The sequence below is a fragment of the Chloroherpetonaceae bacterium genome (assembly GCA_025056565.1).
In the GTDB taxonomy this organism is placed as follows: domain Bacteria; phylum Bacteroidota; class Chlorobiia; order Chlorobiales; family Thermochlorobacteraceae; genus Thermochlorobacter.
In genome coordinates, this window is sequence record JANWWA010000001.1 from 186,894 (window position 1) to 201,491 (window position 14,598).

Genomic DNA, 14,598 nt, shown 5'->3' on the forward strand with positions numbered 1-14,598 from the left:
GCGATTGGGATGCTCTCCTGCAGAGTCGGTTATCTTCATGCTTCCCTTTCAGCCGAAGTGTCCCTCTCCGACTGGGAGAGGGATGCTGCTTCATGTTTTTGCTAAACCCATAGCCTGACCTTGCAATTTAGCCTGCGCCCTCCAGTGTATTGTGAAAATGCTTGTTATCGTTACCTTTCGAGAAATTGCAAAACCGACGCGCATCATGAAACTCACGCCAATTGACATCAAAAAGCAAACTTTCAATAGAGTTTTGCGTGGCTATGACCCCGAGGAGGTGGAGGCTTTCTTAGGCACCGTTGCCAAGCAGTGGGAAGAAACTTTGGCTGAACAAGATGCGCTGAAACGCAAACTCTATGAGCTTGAGGGTCAGGTGCAGAAGTTCAAGGAAGTTGAAAGCATTTTACATCAAACACTGGCACAAGCCCAGCAATCTACAGCCAGCGTTGTTGAAAATGCCAAGCGCGAAGCCGAGTTGATTCGGCAAGAAGCGCAGATGAAAGCTGCGCAAATCCTCGAGCGTGCCAAAAATGAAGCGATTGCCCTTAGCGACGACATCCAACGCCTGAATGCGCAAAAACACGAGATTGTTCAAAAACTTCGTCTTTTGCTTGCTTCACAGTTAGAGCTTTTGAATTCCTTTGCCGCTGATGAAGATGCTTACATTGTCAATCAAATTGCCGCACGCAAGCAGATGCGTCTGCAAGCCCAAGCCAGCACCAGTCAACCTGACTTAGCACCAACAGACGCCCCACCCCGTTCTGAACCTTCTCCTGCCCCTGCTCCGTCTGTTTCTTCCATGCCTTCTGTTAGCTCTACTGCCGCTGATACTACGTTGGAGCAAACTCAGTCAGAGAAAACCACCCGCTACGAAGTGCCTGTTGAAACCTATAAAGGCTCTGTAAGCAAGCGACATATCAACATTGATGAAATCCTAAACAGCTTAGAATAACCTAATCTGTTCCAAATATGTCAGTGCCGTATCAACCTGCGCGTCGCACGCAGAATTACAAATACGCCATTCGCAACATCGTCTCTGAAGCCAAGAAAATTGAAGCGCAAGGTCGGCGCGTTACTTATCTCAATATCGGCGACCCCTCGCTTTATGGCTTTCAGCCACCGCAGGAGCTTATTGAGGCAGCTATCAAAGCGATGCGAGATGGGCATAATGGCTATTCGCCTTCAGTTGGCATTCTGGAAGCCCGCCAAGCTGTTGCCGATGAGGCAGCCCATCGTGGCATTCCCACTTCCCCCGAAGACGTGATTTTCACATATGGTGCTTCAGAAGCAGCTGATCTTGTCTTCACAGCGCTTCTTGAGCCCGGTGATGAAGTCTTAGTGCCTGCACCCGGCTATCCGCTTTATACTGCGATTGCCACCAAACTGGGCGCAGTTGAAGTAAAGTATCGCCAAAATGCCCAAAACAACTGGCAGCCAGACGCCGATGAACTGCGTTGCAAAGTTACATCTCGCACAAAGCTACTGGTGATTATCAACCCAAATAATCCGACTGGTGCACTGTACTCTGAAGCTACGCTTCGCGCCATGCTCCAAGTCGCTCGTGAACACAAACTGGTTGTAATTGCCGACGAAGTCTATCACAAGCTCATCTTTGAAGGCAAGCATATCCCGATAGGTAGCCTTGCAGACAAAGACTTGCCTGTTATTACAATGGAATCGCTCTCAAAAAATTATCTTGCACCGGGCTGGCGACTGGGTTGGATGAGCGTGACGAACTCGCACTTGATTCCCGATTTGATGGCTGCGATTCGCAAGTTAGCCGATGCTCGGCTTTGTGCCCCTATGCCGCCTCAGCATGTCATCAAAACTGCTTTGCAGTTGCCTGCCTCCTACCTTGAACCTACGCTCACTCGCCTTCGCCAGCAGCGCGACATTACCTTCGAAGCCCTTAACCGCATTCCGGGCATCAGGTGCAACAAGCCTGAGGGCGCTTTCTACGCCATGGCACAGGTTGATTTGCAGCAAGGGGAGCTTGGCACAGATGAAGAATTTGTCTTAGGACTGCTACGCGAAAAGGCGGTGCTGTTCGTGCATGGCTCTGGCTTTGGCACTCATCCCACAGAAGGGTTTTTCCGAGTCGTGTTTTTGCCTGACGCCGAAACGCTGAAAGATGTGTATGCACGTGTTGCAGACTTTACGCGTGTCTTTCGCGAGACTCGCTTATCCGCTGTTGCAAAATAACCTTGCATACTCTGAACCCAATCATCAGCTATGACAGAATTGCGCCAAAAAATCAATGAAGCCAGCAACTTCATCCGCCAGCACACCCGTGACACTTACCCGATTGGCATTGTGCTCGGCACAGGTCTTGGCGGACTTGCCAGAGAAATCAATCAAACACTTTGCTTGGATTATGACAAAATTCCCCACTTCCCGCTCTCAACTGTAGAGTCGCATCACGGACGACTTATTTTCGGCACGCTGAGTGGCAAAAATGTCGTCGCAATGCAGGGGCGCTTTCACTACTACGAAGGCTACTCCATGCAAGAAATTACTTTCCCCATTCGCGTCATGAAGACGCTGGGCGTCCAAACGCTTTGCATCTCCAATGCGTGTGGCGGCCTGAACCCGCTCTATCGCAAAGGCGACATTATGATTATTGACGACCACATCAACTTGATTGGCGATAACCCCCTTATTGGGAAAAATGATGATGAGCTCGGCCCCCGCTTTCCCGATATGAGCGAGCCTTACTCCCGACGGCTTATTGCGCTGGCTGAAGAAGCTGCTCTGGAGCTTAAAATTAAGGTGCATCGTGGCGTCTATGTAGCGCTCTCAGGGCCGAGCTTAGAGACTCGTGCTGAATATCGTATGCTCCGCTTGCTCCAAGCCGATGTGGTCGGCATGTCTACCGTGCCAGAAGTCATCGTTGCCAATCATCAAGGCACAGAGGTCTTAGGCATCTCCATCATCACTGACGAATGCTTTCCAGAGAGCCTAAAACCTGTTGATGTCAAAGAAATTATTGCTGCGGCTAATGAAGCTGAGCCTAAGATGACTGCAATATTTAAGCGCGTGATTGAAAAGTTGTAGGGCAAATGGCGTTACGCCCTTCCCTCGAAAGGGAGAAGGAAACGATTTGTCAGAATCGGCGGCAGAGTCTGCGCACCCCTAAGTGCGCAATTTGTCGGGCTGCACCTTTGCCAGCAGTGCCGCACGATGCGCAGGATAGAGGCTTGCTAAAAAGACAATCACTAGCGTTGCTGCCACCACGGCTACAAAATCCGTTGCAATCATTGAAACAGGGTAGGCACGAATAATGAACGATTCAGCCGACGGCAGCGGCACCAGCTCGAACTTTTTTTGCGCAAAGCAGACAAGAAAGCCGAACAGTGTGCCACTCACTGTGCCTATTACGCCAATTAGCAATCCCTCAAAGATGAAGAGATGTCGCAAGCTCTGAGGTGCTAATCCCATACAGGCAAGAAAGTATAGGTCGCGCCGCTTCTCAATAGCTGTCATTGTCAATGAGCCAATCAAACTGGTTGCGGCGACCACTACGATTAGGAGCAGAATGATAAAGCTGCCCCACTTTTCTAACTTCATTACGCGGAAGAGCTCGAGAAATCTGTCGGATAGGCTCTCGGCGGCAAATTGCTCCGATAGTCCCTGTTGTCTTAGCCAGCTTTCAAGACGCGCTTTTAGTGCTTCATCAGACACCCCTGACTTTGCACGCAGTTCAATTCCTGTTACAACCTCTGGCGTATATCCAAACACCGATTGTGCAGTACGCCGTGCGGTGAGTGCATACACATCGTCGTAGAGCCGATGCGCTGAAAAAAAGTTGCCAACTCGCAGCACAGGGAGTGTTATCGCAGAGCGAAGCAAAGGATTTTGCAAGGCTGCCAGTCCCTCATCAATTTGCTTGGTAGACAGCACGCGCACATCGGTGTTATACATTGCCGAAAAACGATACGCCAGCGGCAAGCCTAAAATGATGTGGTTCTCTTCCAGAAAGCGGCGGTGTTCATCTAAGTAGGGAGCAAGTTCCTGATATGCCTCTGGCTCAATGCCTTTGAGCATCACTACCCCGCTTTGCTTTGGCGTAATGAGCAAAACTTTTCCTTCTACGAATGGTCGCGCCGATGCCACGCCTTCAATCTGGCGCAGTTGCAGCAGCAGTGAGTCTGACATTGTCATCGTTGCACCTTGCTTTGGAATCAGCCGCACTTCAGTATCAATTGCTAAGAAAAGATTGTATGCAAGGTCACGAAACCCATTCATCACGGAGAGAACAATTACGATGGTGGCGGTGCCTACAATCACCCCCAAGATGCTCAGCGCAGTGATGATGTTGATCATGCGCACCTTCTTTGCTGCAAAGATAAATCGGCGCGCAACCAGCAGAGCGGTCTTCAATTGCGCTGCTCGGGAGAGCGTGCTCATAGTCGTATGGCATCTATTGGCTTCAAGCGGCTTGCACTTTGCGCTGGAATCAGTGAGGCAAGCAGTGCAATTGCTAGTGCTGTAATAGACACAACTCCGTAGTGCAGTGGTTCAATGAAAATCGGTGTTTCCGAAATGTAGTAGGTCTCTGCTGGCAAGGGAATCAGATGAAAGTGCTTCTCGAGCAGTGAAAGACACAGCGCCAAGGCATTCCCCGCTGCAATGCCCACCAGCGCAATGAAAAAGGCTTGTGAGACAAAGATGCGCCGAATGTGTTTTGGGCTTGCTCCAAATGACATTAGCACGCCAATCTCTGCGCTTTTTTCCAGCACGATAATGAGCAGCGTGGAGACAACGTTAAACGCAGCCACGATGGTCACCATCACCAAAAGCAGTGGCACTACATTCTTTTGCAGGCTTAGCCACGCATAAATAGCCGAGTGCAATTGATATATTGTGCGCGCCATCAGTGGCGGACGCAAGATTTGATTTAGCTCATTCCCTGTTTGGCGCACCTGCTCAAACTCTACGGTGCGCACTTCGTAGCCAGAAATTCTCTTTGGTGCGCCCACGAAGCGTTGCAAAGCAGGGAGCGTTGTAAACACCACTGCTTCATCAAAGCCCTGTGCAAGACCTGTCTCATAAATTCCCACAACGACTGCATTGTCCAGCCGAAGTTGCTCCAAGAGGGCTTCTGGACTTTGGGGCAGCACCGTGCTCGCATCCAGTGCAGTAGCTGATGCAATCACAAGCGCTTCTGACTGAGGTGATAGCGCTAATCGCTGCGCCAGCTTTTTACCGATAAGAATCGGTAGCCCTGAGCGATATGCCGAGTCGGAGAGGAATGCACCTGCCACGACTTTTTCGCAAATGCGGCTTACGTCTTCTGTTGGCACAATACCCTTCAGCAGTGCAGGTTCCAGCAAGGGGTCGCCATTCGGTGCCCGTGATTTGAGAATGACGCTGCGCTGCAAAAATGGTGAAACCGCTGCAACATTAGGCACCTTTGAAATCTCAGATAGCACTACCGTATCAAGCGGCATTTCTTTCAGCGATGCGTGTGAAACCTGAATATGTGCCCCAAACAGGGCAATTTTGGATTCAATAACACGGCTAAAGCCATAGACAATTGTAAGCGTGAGAATGAGTGCTGCAGTGCCTAAGGCTAAGCCTATCACAGCAATCAGTGTAATAAACGATGGGCGAGTTTGCCGCACTCTACTTGGGAAAGCAAATCGCCGAGCTACTTCCAGTTCAAACTTCACGGCACTTATTCTGCTTTGCTGAGTTGCAGGTCGGCGTAGTGTAGGGAACGATTGCGTCCGCGTGCTTTGGCTTCGTAGAGCGCAATATCGGCAACGCTCACAAGTTCTTCCTCCGTATTTGCATCAGTCGGGAAAGTCGCAATTCCTAAGCTGGCAGTCAGATTACCACCGGGCTGTTTTTCTTGATTGATGAAGACTTCATCTTCAATTGCTTTGCGAATGCGTTCTGCCACGAATTTTGCCTCTTCCTTGTCGGTGCGTGGTAGCAGCACGGCAAACTCTTCTCCGCCGAAGCGTGCGGGCACGTCGGTTTCTCGACATTCTTGGCGAATGAGTCGTGCAACTTTTTTTAGCACCTCATCGCCCAGAAGATGTCCGTTTGTGTCGTTGTAGTGTTTGAACTTATCCACATCGACCATGATAAGTGAAAACGGCTCACCGAAGCGACGCGACCGTACCACCTCTTGATGCAGTTGCGACTTGAAGTATCGAAAGTTGTACAGCTGCGTTTTCTCGTCCGTGATAATGAGGCGATTCAGCTCTTCGTTCTTTTCGTTGATTGCTTTGCCGAACTCCGTAATTTTTCGCACCAGCAATGTGATTTCATCGTTAATTGGTCGCGACTGGCAGAACTGCCGCATATCGGCAATCATTTGGTTGATTGCGCTGTTATCATCTACGCTCACGCTCCCTAAGCGGTCACGAATGTCCCGAATAGGCACGACCGTTGAGCGGTAGATTGCAAACGTAACCAGCGCCAAAAGAGGCACAAAAATCGCGGCCATTCCAAAGGCAAGGTAAGCCAGCGTAGAAAGCTCTTCGCGCAGCTTATTTGATGCGCCGACCAAGTCATCTTGATTTTTCTCCAAAAGCGCATTGATTTCGCGTAGGATTCTATCTACGCTTTGCTGCTGCTGCAATGCCAGTTGCCGAACTGCATTTTGGGACTTTGAAATTTCTGCTACTTCTGCGAAATACTGCTCCGAAAGCGTCTTGACTTGATAGAGATGGAAATAAGATAGCGAACTTGTATCTGCCTTTTTTAGTAGCCCCTTCAGGTCGCGTGTAATGCTCTCTTCCAGCGGTTTCATTTTGGAGAAAAGTGACCTGTCACCTGTTGCCACAAATTTCCACAGTCCTGAGTCATAAATCAGAAGGCGTGTTTTGACTTCCTTGAGTGTGATAAAGTCGTTGCTTTGCTCAGTTATATAACGCTTAAAATCACGCTCAAACTGGTTTAGCATCCAGAGTGAAACGATTGGATAGCTACCAGAGACTATGAGCACAAAGAGCGACAGAAAAATAATCTTGCCACGTAATGTCATAACCCATCACTGTCGTCAGCCTGCAACATACGAATTTCGAAAATAAGGTGTGCAGGCTTGAGCGTCAATCAATCTTCTTTGAAGTTCACGATTCGGATAGGCACTTTGTAAGGGGCATAGCCGTGTCGGACGAAAATTTGCTGTCCTTCACGCAAAAGAAAGGAGGTAAATCCGATTGGCAATTTTTCTCCGCGCAGGTGAGCCACATAGACAAAATGCGCAAATGGATACTTGCCTTCATAAACATTGGCTTGGAAAGGCATAACTGCTTCTGCATTTGCAGAATCAGCCGCCAGTGCCAGCACCTTAAAGGCTGTGGTATCCATCTGCTTTACATTCAGGGCGGGGCGGGCGTGTGCAGTGCCCGTGTAAGCCAAAAAGTGCTTTGTGCGCTGCATATAGGTTTTCATCTGTGCAAATGAGGTGCAGGGGTAGGCTAACTTGGAAAATTCCAGCGATTTGAGCAAAGAATCTTGCAGCAGGTCTCGCATTCCATCGTTAGGCGAAGTAATCAGTAATTGAATAGGGGCATTTGCACCACCCACTTGCGACCAGTTTGTAACCGCGCCTGAAAGAATGTCGCGCAGTTGGCTGAGCTTCAACTGGCGCACAGGGTTTTCAGGGTGCACCAAAAAACATACGCCATCGACGCCCACAGGTCTTTTTTCCAGCTGGATGTCGAGCTTTTTGAACGCCTCTACTTCATCAGGTTTCAAATCTCGGTTGATGACGATGAGGCGCACTTTGCGGTCCAGTAGGCGCTGCACTGCCGCCCGTGTTTGCAGTGTCTCTGCAATGAGCGTTGCGCTTTGCCAGATGCGTGTAAATTCTTGCCGCTGTGGCTCCATCGCAGGCGCCAAGGATTCGTCAATCGCATAGCGCAGTGTGCCCTCAGTGGTGGTTTCATTTCTATCCTCGCTCGAGCCTGAGCAGCCTTGCACAAAGAGCCAAGCCAGCAAGCCTACAAGCAAAATATGAAGCAATCGCTGCATCGAAAATGGCGACTAAAATGCTACTGACGGATAACTATCTTCTGCGTAAAGGGCACCAGTCCATTTTTGAAGAAAACTTCTTGCCCTTCGCCCGGTGTACCGAAGTATAAAAATCCCGAGAATCCCGCAGGTAAGCGACCAACTGTGCGTTGAAAGTATTGAATGGCATAGCTTGCGGGGTATTCACCGTTTGCCACATAGCCTTGCAGAGGCAGAACAGGTGAGGCTTCAAAGCCTGCCCCCTTCACTGCCACCACTTTGAACCGTGTAGTATCCTTTATATCCACTACGAACTTACCACCTTGTTCCTTTACACCAATCACATCTTTTACATCATACATTGACACATAACCGATTGCGCCGGGTGTGCGGCTTAGCGTCGCCAGCAATTCCTCTTTAGACTTGCAGACTACAGCGCTATCCGAGAACTTCTCGCCTGCCAAGAGCGAATCCCGCAGATAGTCGCTCCGCCCATCATTGGTGAGCAGCGGTGTAACAGGCAGCGGTTTACGATTTTTATCGATGTCTGACCAATCCTTCACTTTGCCCGTGAAAAGATACTTGACTTGCTGAAAGCCTAACTCGGTGGTTGGATTTTGCGGGTGCACGATGAAACAAAATGCGTCCAGTGCGGCCTTGCGACGCTGCACACTGACATCATTAGCCCGAAACGCCGCACTTTCTTGACTGGAGCTATCGCGTATGGTGATTGCAAAGCGCAAACGTTTGTTTGCAATCTCAGACAGTGCTTCACTAGCCGACATTGGCTCGAGCATAATTTTTGCTTCTGGGCGCTTTTCATTAAACGCTTTTACCAGAATTTCAGCAAGGGGCATTAGAGCTGGCTCGACGCCAACCAACATTTCACCCTTCTGAGGGGTTTCATCTGGCTGATTGGCTTCATAGAGCGCTTGCACGGCTCGGCGGTAAATTTTGTCATCTGAGAGTTTTAGGAGCATCTCCTTTTCTGCCGCTGTGATATGGTCTTTCACAATTAGGCTTTGCTTAGCGGCATCGTAGCGCACTTTCTCCTGCAATTCCTTTGGGATTTCCACGCCACTGGGTAATGCAGCGAGCTTTACATCGTATTCAGGCTTTGCGCAGGCAGAAAAAACCGTGGCAAGCACGACGCACAGCGCTGCTTTATGTTGAGCGAAGAAAAGCTGGCGAAGCATACTGCAAAGCTGGTTATGACAGTTTTTTGACAGTGCCGCACATATGTCTCTTAGGCAAAAGTAAAGTAGATTGGGCAAAGAAAAAAGGTCAGGCATTATGGCTATATAGATGGGGTTTAGTGCGTTTTGGAGATGTGTTACCACCCGCTTCAACAAGAGGCGAGCGAACGCTCGCCTCTTTTTTTGCTAAGCTTACTGTCCATTCTGGAATGCTGCAATTTCGCCCGGCTTGCGCAGCATCTTATTAACCTCCATGATGTGTAGCTCTTCGTCGTGAATCATTTGGCGAGCATATTCTTCCAGCACGATAGACCTCCCCTCTACCAGAGAGAGTAGCTCACGGTAGGCTGCCAGCCCTGTCATTTCGTGCTCGAGTGACTCACGCAGAATTGCTCCAATGTCATGGTTGTGCGTCTCTAAGAGTGGACCGATTGCCAAAGAGGGATGTTCACCCAAGCCTGTAATTAGTTCGCCAGCTTGCTGTGCATGCGCTAGCGATTCACTGGCTTGGTTGCGTAGCCAAGAGACAATTGGAATGCGATTGTAGCCATAAATCATCAGCGAATAGTGCGTGTAGCGCACGACGCCTGCCAGCTCGGTCTCCAAAATTTTGTTCAGCACAGCGGCTACAGCTTTTTTATCAATTTTCTCCTCAAGAACGGTTGTGGTAATCGACATAGCTGCAGTTGGTTTAAGCGTTAGAGAAAATTATTTTGGCAAAAATTTATGTAAAGGTAAGTGATGTGGAGCTTGCTTTTTGCGATAAGTTTTTTCAGCCAATTTAGACCGAATCTACCTGAGCAGAGTTCGACGCAGTGGCAAGCTTTTCCAAAGCCACGCATTGTGATTAAAAAGAGCGACTATAAGCTCTATCTCTATTGCGGAGATGTGCTTGAAAAAGTCTACCCTATTGCAGTTGGGAAGAATAAGGGCGACAAGGAAGCAGAGGGCGATATGCGCACACCTGAGGGCTACTTTTACATTTCCCAGATTCAGAACTCGGAGAAGTGGACGCACGATTTCAAAGATGGCAAAGGAGAAATTGCTGGCGCATACGGACCGTGGTTCTTGCGACTGCATACCTCTAAAGAACGCACGAAGTCTGGCAAAGCGTGGCGAGGCATTGGCATACACGGCACGCACGATGAAAGTTCAATCGGAACTGCTGCAACTGAGGGGTGTATTCGGCTGCGCAATAGCGACCTTCTTGACTTGAAATCGCGTATTCGAATTGGCACTGAGGTCAGAATTGTGGAGTAGAAACCTTGATGCAAAAATGCCGCATAATAATCCAGTAACCTAACACCGCAATGCAGTATGAAAGCGATTATCCTCTATGACGCACTGACCACAGGCGGTTCTACAGACCGCATTATTGACACGATTGGGCAGACTCTGGTAGAGAAAGGTGTCTATGTTGAGAAAGCAAAAACGCCACCTCGCGCCGACTACAGCTTTCTGGAAGAATTTGACCTCATCATTCTTGGCACACCGATTTACAACCTTGCGATGTCTCCCAACTTTGTTGGCGCGCTCAATCAGAGCAATCTTCTGGAGAGCATTAAGAAAAAGCTGGTTGCATTCTTTATGGTGTTCGGTGGCCCAGAACTGACCGCACAATTTCTTTATCGTCCGCAACTTAGCCTAAGGCTACTTAATCATAATGTTATTGCCGATAAGCTCTTCGGCCTGACCGAAAAAAACAATCCTCAAGCGCCAATTGACTTTGCTAATGAAATTTATGAGAAAGCTATGCAGCGCTTGGAGAAAGCTGGGGCAGCGTCTTGACCTGATTATACACGGCGTTCTGTGAATACCTTGAAACCGTGCAAGCTGTTCACACAGTCAGCGTGTAGAAGAAATTCAGCAGCAAGATATGCTCCATACGCACGGGCTGCGGAGACATGCGGTTGATGATGCGATTTTGATACAGCACATCAATGACAATTCCGGGCTGTCGGTAGCGCACCCCAGTCTGAAATCGATTTTGATTCCAGACTGGGGCTTCCAGCGTAAAAAACCATTCGTTATTGATGAGCCACGAGAAATTCCCAGCAATCGGGATTGCCAGCTCGGGACGGATACGAAATCGCCACGACCGAATGACCTCAAAGAACGGGTCTTGCAAAGCATGCCACGCAAGGCTTTCTGCACGCAAGCGGAGCACCGCAGGCATCTCACCAATTTTGAAATCGTGCCACAGCTGAAAGGAAAAAATGTCCAGAATGCGGTTGTTGATAGGCGTAAGGAAAATATAGCCTGCTCCTACTGAGCTTGACGGCACGAAGCGATAGAGCCCATACAGCAAGAACACCACGGTTTGAAACTGAGACAAATTTTGCACCATTCGGTTTTGCACAAACACCTGTGCCGACCAAGGCGACTCTCCAAATCGCACTGTCAGCATCGCACCTGACCAGCTTACCAAATCGTGCTCAATGGTTTGCGGACGCGCTACTTGATGCAACGAGCAAAAGATGAAGCACAAGACCCAAAATTGTTTCTGCATTGTTTAAGGCAAAAATGTTCGCAACTTTGTTTGTCTCAAACGTCTGGATTTCTCCTCGAAAACGCAAGCCAACATGACGCTTACGACTCGCATTACGCTACTTATAGCCGCTGTTGCCTTTGCAGCACTCGCTATTGCTGGTGCCGTCTATGTGGTGTTCGTTAAGGTTCCCACGGACCTTGCTGAGAAAGTTGCTAGTAGTGTGCGCCACACTTTGCACTTTACGCCCGAAGTGCGACTCAATGAAACCATCGTCGTGCAGCAATCGACCCCGATTCTTGAGCTAGCAACTGTCTCTAAGGAGATTTTAGTAGAAGATGCATACACCCACACCTTTCTTGGTAGCACGAAAACACTGGTCGTGCGTGGCACTTTTGTTGCAAAAGCAGGCTTTGACCTTAGAGAAAAATTTTTACTGACTGTCAAAACCAACCCAACCAAACTCATTGCAGAACTGCCTGCTCCTAAACTTCTCTCCATAGAGATGACGCGCTACGACATTGTGCAAGAGGAAAGCGGCTGGTGGAATCGCCTCACCAGCGAAGAGCGTGAAGCGGCAGTCCAACGGCTGCGCCAGAAAGCCGAGCAGCATTTACTTGTCTCGAGCCTCCTAAACGATGCAGAAACTTTGATGCGAAAACAGTTGGAAGCAGCTCTTTACGTGCACCACACTCCGCTCGACATCTCGATTCGCAGAAAGCCATAGCGATTCAGTTCCTTAGCGCACATCACAGCAAGCACTTACGCTGCCTTGCTCACGATGGGTAGATTATGTAGCTTTAATCTGATGACAAGAGCTGAAGTCCTCACAGAACTGGCGCGCTTTAAGCAAGAGCGTATCCGTGGCTTGCTTATTGAAATTGAACTTGAAGAAAAGGTTGACCTCTACGAGACCTTGCGCGCGTTGGTGCAAGAAACGCTTGCTGAGCATCGCTCGCCTTTTATTGAGAGCTTAGACTGGGAAGTTGGCGACAGTCGCTTCAAGCCTGATTTTCTTGTGCACCTTTTTCACGATGAGCTGCATGAAAAGCATCTCGGCAGCGGTGATGTGAGCGACCTTGCCAAGTGGCACACCGATTCTGAACTGCAGGAACTTCTTCGTGTGATGAACGCCTTGCTTCTGAAAATCGCTGCTTTGCCTATTAGCGGAATGACCCTTAACCCAACTCCTTGCAAAAAATGATGCGTTTTTGCTTGACCCTCTTCGTTTATTTGATTGCCACCACGCTTTATGCCCACGAGTTTTGGCTCCGCCCTGCCAAGTTTCGTCTAAAACAAGGTGAGCGCACCACGCTTTCGCTACTAGTTGGCGAAAACTTTACAGGGGAAGCATGGAAATTTGGACAAAGCACGGCAATTGCATTTCTCCAGTGCCACCGCTCTGCTACAGAGACTCTAGTGCCTGTTATTAAAGATGGTGTTGCGGCACCGATTGAGCTTTCATTCAAGTATGACGGCACTTACCTCATTGGGCTTCATACTTCGCCAAAATTCATTGAGTTAGATGCCGAGAAATTTGCCGCATACCTCAAGGAAGAAGGGCTAACAGATATACTTGCACTGCGCAGCCAAAAAGGCGACGTCAAAAAGCCTGCGCGGGAGCTATATCGTCGATGCGCCAAAACGCTTATTCAGGTCGGACACCTCTCAGATGAGACAGCGTCAAAAGAGTTAGGCTTTCCACTTGAAATCATTCCTGAACATAATCCATATCTGCTCCAAGCTGGCGACGCAATGCGGTTTCGGGTTGTCTTCAATGCCAAGCCTCTTTCACGGGCACAAATTAAGGTCTGGCACAGACGTGGCAGCAAGGTTACAACGACTACACTTCACACTGACGAACTGGGCTTTGCTTCGTTTGCGATTGTGCCAGATGGTGAGTGGATGATTAGCTTAGTCAAGATGATTGAAGCAACCGATACTGCCAAAGCAGACTACGAAAGTTTCTGGGCATCACTTACCTTTGGATATGACCGCTAACACACGCAAACACTATGGCAGAACCCAATCTTCCAATTGAGATTGAAAAAGAGCTTCAGCGTCTGTTTAATGCGATTGACGCACTGGGCTTGGACGACGTGGAAATCGAGCTTGCTGATGGAAAGCTGGTGATTGAATTTGAAGATGGCACGAAGTTTATTGTCAACCGACAGAGCGCGACCAATCAAATTTGGCTCGCAGAGCCGCAAGGTGGCTGGCGCTTTGACTGGAAAGATGGCAGGTGGCTTGATGACAAACGCGGCATTGAGCTATCCGCTGCCCTCGCTGACCTCATGCAAGCCAAGCTGGGACAGCCTATTTCTCTTAAATAACTAAACTGTAATGAAAAATGGAAAATCTTGTGCAGGTGCTACTGTCGCAATTTGGTAGCGAGGCGATTGAGCAAGTGAGCCAGAAAATCGGTGCGGAGCGCAGCACTACTGAGCAGGCTCTTCAGGCAGCCGTGCCACTACTCATTTCTGCACTTTCGCAGAATGCGTCCCAGCCTGATGGTGCTGAGGCTTTGGCGCAAGCCCTGCAGCGCGACCACAGTGGCTCAATACTGGACAATGTGATGGATTTTCTGCAGAATCCACAGACAGCAAACGGTGCAGGCATTTTACGCCATCTGCTTGGTAGCCAGCGCGCGCCGATTGAGCAGGCACTGGCTGAGCGCTTTGGTCTCAGCACTGGGCAAATTGGGCATCTGCTGGAGATACTCTCCCCGCTGGTTATGGGCGCACTGGGCAAGCTATGTGCTGCCAAGCATCTGGACGCTGGTGGATTGTCGCAATTTCTGGGTCAGCAGCGCCAGCAAATTGCCGCTCAAGCTCCTGACCTGATGAGCCTTGCAACGCGCTTTTTAGACCGCAATGCGGACGGCTCCATTATGGACGATGCAGCTAACCTTCTCAGCGGTTTCCTTAACCGGCGTAAGCAGTAGAG

The 14,598-nt window shown here is 49.4% G+C and carries 17 protein-coding genes; 10 read left to right on the forward strand and 7 right to left on the reverse strand.

What is annotated here, in order from left to right:
• Positions 1-157: 157 nt before the first annotated feature.
• The 3 genes from NZM05_00810 to NZM05_00820 are packed head-to-tail and all read left to right on the forward strand — an operon-like array spanning position 158 to position 3,054.
• On the forward strand, positions 158-952 hold the full coding sequence (locus NZM05_00810) for a DivIVA domain-containing protein (GenBank protein ID MCS7012156.1): 795 nt from the start codon (positions 158-160) through the stop codon (positions 950-952).
• A gap of 17 nt (positions 953-969) precedes the next feature.
• A complete protein-coding gene (locus NZM05_00815; protein ID MCS7012157.1) occupies positions 970-2,202 on the forward strand; it encodes an aminotransferase class I/II-fold pyridoxal phosphate-dependent enzyme in 1,233 nt (410 codons plus the stop codon).
• Between the two features lie 30 nt (positions 2,203-2,232).
• Positions 2,233-3,054, forward strand: coding sequence for a purine-nucleoside phosphorylase (locus NZM05_00820; GenBank protein MCS7012158.1), 822 nt, complete (start codon positions 2,233-2,235; stop codon positions 3,052-3,054).
• 78 nt (positions 3,055-3,132) lie between these two features.
• Here the strand turns inward: NZM05_00820 and NZM05_00825 are convergent, their stop codons facing one another.
• The 6 genes from NZM05_00825 to NZM05_00850 all read right to left on the reverse strand — a co-directional run bounded on the left by NZM05_00825 (position 3,133) and on the right by NZM05_00850 (position 9,842).
• Positions 3,133-4,407 carry an ABC transporter permease gene (locus tag NZM05_00825; GenBank protein ID MCS7012159.1) on the reverse strand — a complete coding sequence of 425 codons (1,275 nt, stop codon included), beginning with the start codon at positions 4,405-4,407 and terminating at the stop codon, positions 3,133-3,135.
• A complete protein-coding gene (locus NZM05_00830) occupies positions 4,404-5,624 on the reverse strand; it encodes an ABC transporter permease (GenBank protein MCS7012160.1) in 1,221 nt (406 codons plus the stop codon). Before NZM05_00830 ends, NZM05_00825 begins: the two co-directional genes overlap by 4 nt.
• A gap of 53 nt (positions 5,625-5,677) precedes the next feature.
• A complete protein-coding gene (locus NZM05_00835; protein MCS7012161.1) occupies positions 5,678-6,997 on the reverse strand; it encodes a GGDEF domain-containing protein in 1,320 nt (439 codons plus the stop codon).
• A 68-nt stretch (positions 6,998-7,065) separates the two neighbouring features.
• A complete protein-coding gene (locus tag NZM05_00840) occupies positions 7,066-7,989 on the reverse strand; it encodes a substrate-binding domain-containing protein (GenBank protein MCS7012162.1) in 924 nt (307 codons plus the stop codon).
• A gap of 20 nt (positions 7,990-8,009) precedes the next feature.
• Positions 8,010-9,164, reverse strand: a complete 1,155-nt coding sequence (locus tag NZM05_00845) for a substrate-binding domain-containing protein (protein ID MCS7012163.1) — start codon at positions 9,162-9,164, stop codon at positions 8,010-8,012.
• Positions 9,165-9,356: 192 nt separating this feature from the next.
• On the reverse strand, positions 9,357-9,842 hold the full coding sequence (locus tag NZM05_00850) for a ferritin-like domain-containing protein (GenBank protein MCS7012164.1): 486 nt from the start codon (positions 9,840-9,842) through the stop codon (positions 9,357-9,359).
• Positions 9,843-9,905: 63 nt separating this feature from the next.
• Between NZM05_00850 and NZM05_00855 the strand changes: the two genes are divergently transcribed.
• Positions 9,906-10,424 (forward strand): L,D-transpeptidase, encoded by a 519-nt coding sequence (locus tag NZM05_00855; protein ID MCS7012165.1) that lies wholly within the window; start codon positions 9,906-9,908, stop codon positions 10,422-10,424.
• Positions 10,425-10,481: 57 nt separating this feature from the next.
• Complete coding sequence (locus tag NZM05_00860; GenBank protein ID MCS7012166.1) at positions 10,482-10,952, forward strand: protochlorophyllide oxidoreductase; 471 nt, start codon at positions 10,482-10,484, stop codon at positions 10,950-10,952.
• 49 nt (positions 10,953-11,001) lie between these two features.
• Here NZM05_00860 and NZM05_00865 read toward each other — a convergent pair whose 3' ends face one another.
• Positions 11,002-11,673, reverse strand: a complete 672-nt coding sequence (locus tag NZM05_00865; protein ID MCS7012167.1) for a DUF2490 domain-containing protein — start codon at positions 11,671-11,673, stop codon at positions 11,002-11,004.
• Between the two features lie 73 nt (positions 11,674-11,746).
• Between NZM05_00865 and NZM05_00870 the strand changes: the two genes are divergently transcribed.
• The 5 genes from NZM05_00870 (at position 11,747) to NZM05_00890 (ending at position 14,596) form a co-directional block, all read left to right on the forward strand.
• Positions 11,747-12,379: a DUF4230 domain-containing protein gene (locus tag NZM05_00870; protein ID MCS7012168.1), complete on the forward strand. Its 633-nt coding sequence runs from the start codon at positions 11,747-11,749 to the stop codon at positions 12,377-12,379.
• Positions 12,380-12,460: 81 nt separating this feature from the next.
• Positions 12,461-12,856: a hypothetical protein gene (locus tag NZM05_00875; GenBank protein ID MCS7012169.1), complete on the forward strand. Its 396-nt coding sequence runs from the start codon at positions 12,461-12,463 to the stop codon at positions 12,854-12,856.
• Positions 12,853-13,653: a DUF4198 domain-containing protein gene (locus NZM05_00880; GenBank protein MCS7012170.1), complete on the forward strand. Its 801-nt coding sequence runs from the start codon at positions 12,853-12,855 to the stop codon at positions 13,651-13,653. The genes NZM05_00875 and NZM05_00880 overlap by 4 nt, the downstream gene beginning before the upstream one ends.
• Positions 13,654-13,667: 14 nt before the next feature.
• Positions 13,668-13,985, forward strand: coding sequence for an iron donor protein CyaY (gene cyaY, locus NZM05_00885; GenBank protein MCS7012171.1), 318 nt, complete (start codon positions 13,668-13,670; stop codon positions 13,983-13,985).
• A gap of 17 nt (positions 13,986-14,002) precedes the next feature.
• Positions 14,003-14,596, forward strand: a complete 594-nt coding sequence (locus NZM05_00890; GenBank protein ID MCS7012172.1) for a DUF937 domain-containing protein — start codon at positions 14,003-14,005, stop codon at positions 14,594-14,596.
• Positions 14,597-14,598: the final 2 nt, after the last annotated feature.

Excerpts from the sequence above, each read along its gene's own strand:
- NZM05_00825 (MCS7012159.1), bottom strand. The coding sequence starts at position 4,407 with ATGAGCACGCTCTCCCGAGCAGCGCAATTGAAGACCGCTCTGCTGGTT.
- NZM05_00820 (MCS7012158.1), top strand. The coding sequence starts at position 2,233 with ATGACAGAATTGCGCCAAAAAATCAATGAAGCCAGCAACTTCATCCGC.
- NZM05_00855 (MCS7012165.1), top strand. The coding sequence starts at position 9,906 with ATGTGGAGCTTGCTTTTTGCGATAAGTTTTTTCAGCCAATTTAGACCG.
- NZM05_00815 (MCS7012157.1), top strand. The coding sequence starts at position 970 with ATGTCAGTGCCGTATCAACCTGCGCGTCGCACGCAGAATTACAAATAC.
- NZM05_00845 (MCS7012163.1), bottom strand. The coding sequence starts at position 9,164 with ATGCTTCGCCAGCTTTTCTTCGCTCAACATAAAGCAGCGCTGTGCGTC.
- NZM05_00810 (MCS7012156.1), top strand. The coding sequence starts at position 158 with ATGCTTGTTATCGTTACCTTTCGAGAAATTGCAAAACCGACGCGCATC.
- NZM05_00835 (MCS7012161.1), bottom strand. The coding sequence starts at position 6,997 with ATGACATTACGTGGCAAGATTATTTTTCTGTCGCTCTTTGTGCTCATA.
- NZM05_00880 (MCS7012170.1), top strand. The coding sequence starts at position 12,853 with ATGATGCGTTTTTGCTTGACCCTCTTCGTTTATTTGATTGCCACCACG.
- NZM05_00875 (MCS7012169.1), top strand. The coding sequence starts at position 12,461 with ATGACAAGAGCTGAAGTCCTCACAGAACTGGCGCGCTTTAAGCAAGAG.
- NZM05_00840 (MCS7012162.1), bottom strand. The coding sequence starts at position 7,989 with ATGCAGCGATTGCTTCATATTTTGCTTGTAGGCTTGCTGGCTTGGCTC.
- NZM05_00870 (MCS7012168.1), top strand. The coding sequence starts at position 11,747 with ATGACGCTTACGACTCGCATTACGCTACTTATAGCCGCTGTTGCCTTT.
- NZM05_00865 (MCS7012167.1), bottom strand. The coding sequence starts at position 11,673 with ATGCAGAAACAATTTTGGGTCTTGTGCTTCATCTTTTGCTCGTTGCAT.
- NZM05_00860 (MCS7012166.1), top strand. The coding sequence starts at position 10,482 with ATGAAAGCGATTATCCTCTATGACGCACTGACCACAGGCGGTTCTACA.
- cyaY (MCS7012171.1), top strand. The coding sequence starts at position 13,668 with ATGGCAGAACCCAATCTTCCAATTGAGATTGAAAAAGAGCTTCAGCGT.
- NZM05_00850 (MCS7012164.1), bottom strand. The coding sequence starts at position 9,842 with ATGTCGATTACCACAACCGTTCTTGAGGAGAAAATTGATAAAAAAGCT.
- NZM05_00890 (MCS7012172.1), top strand. The coding sequence starts at position 14,003 with ATGGAAAATCTTGTGCAGGTGCTACTGTCGCAATTTGGTAGCGAGGCG.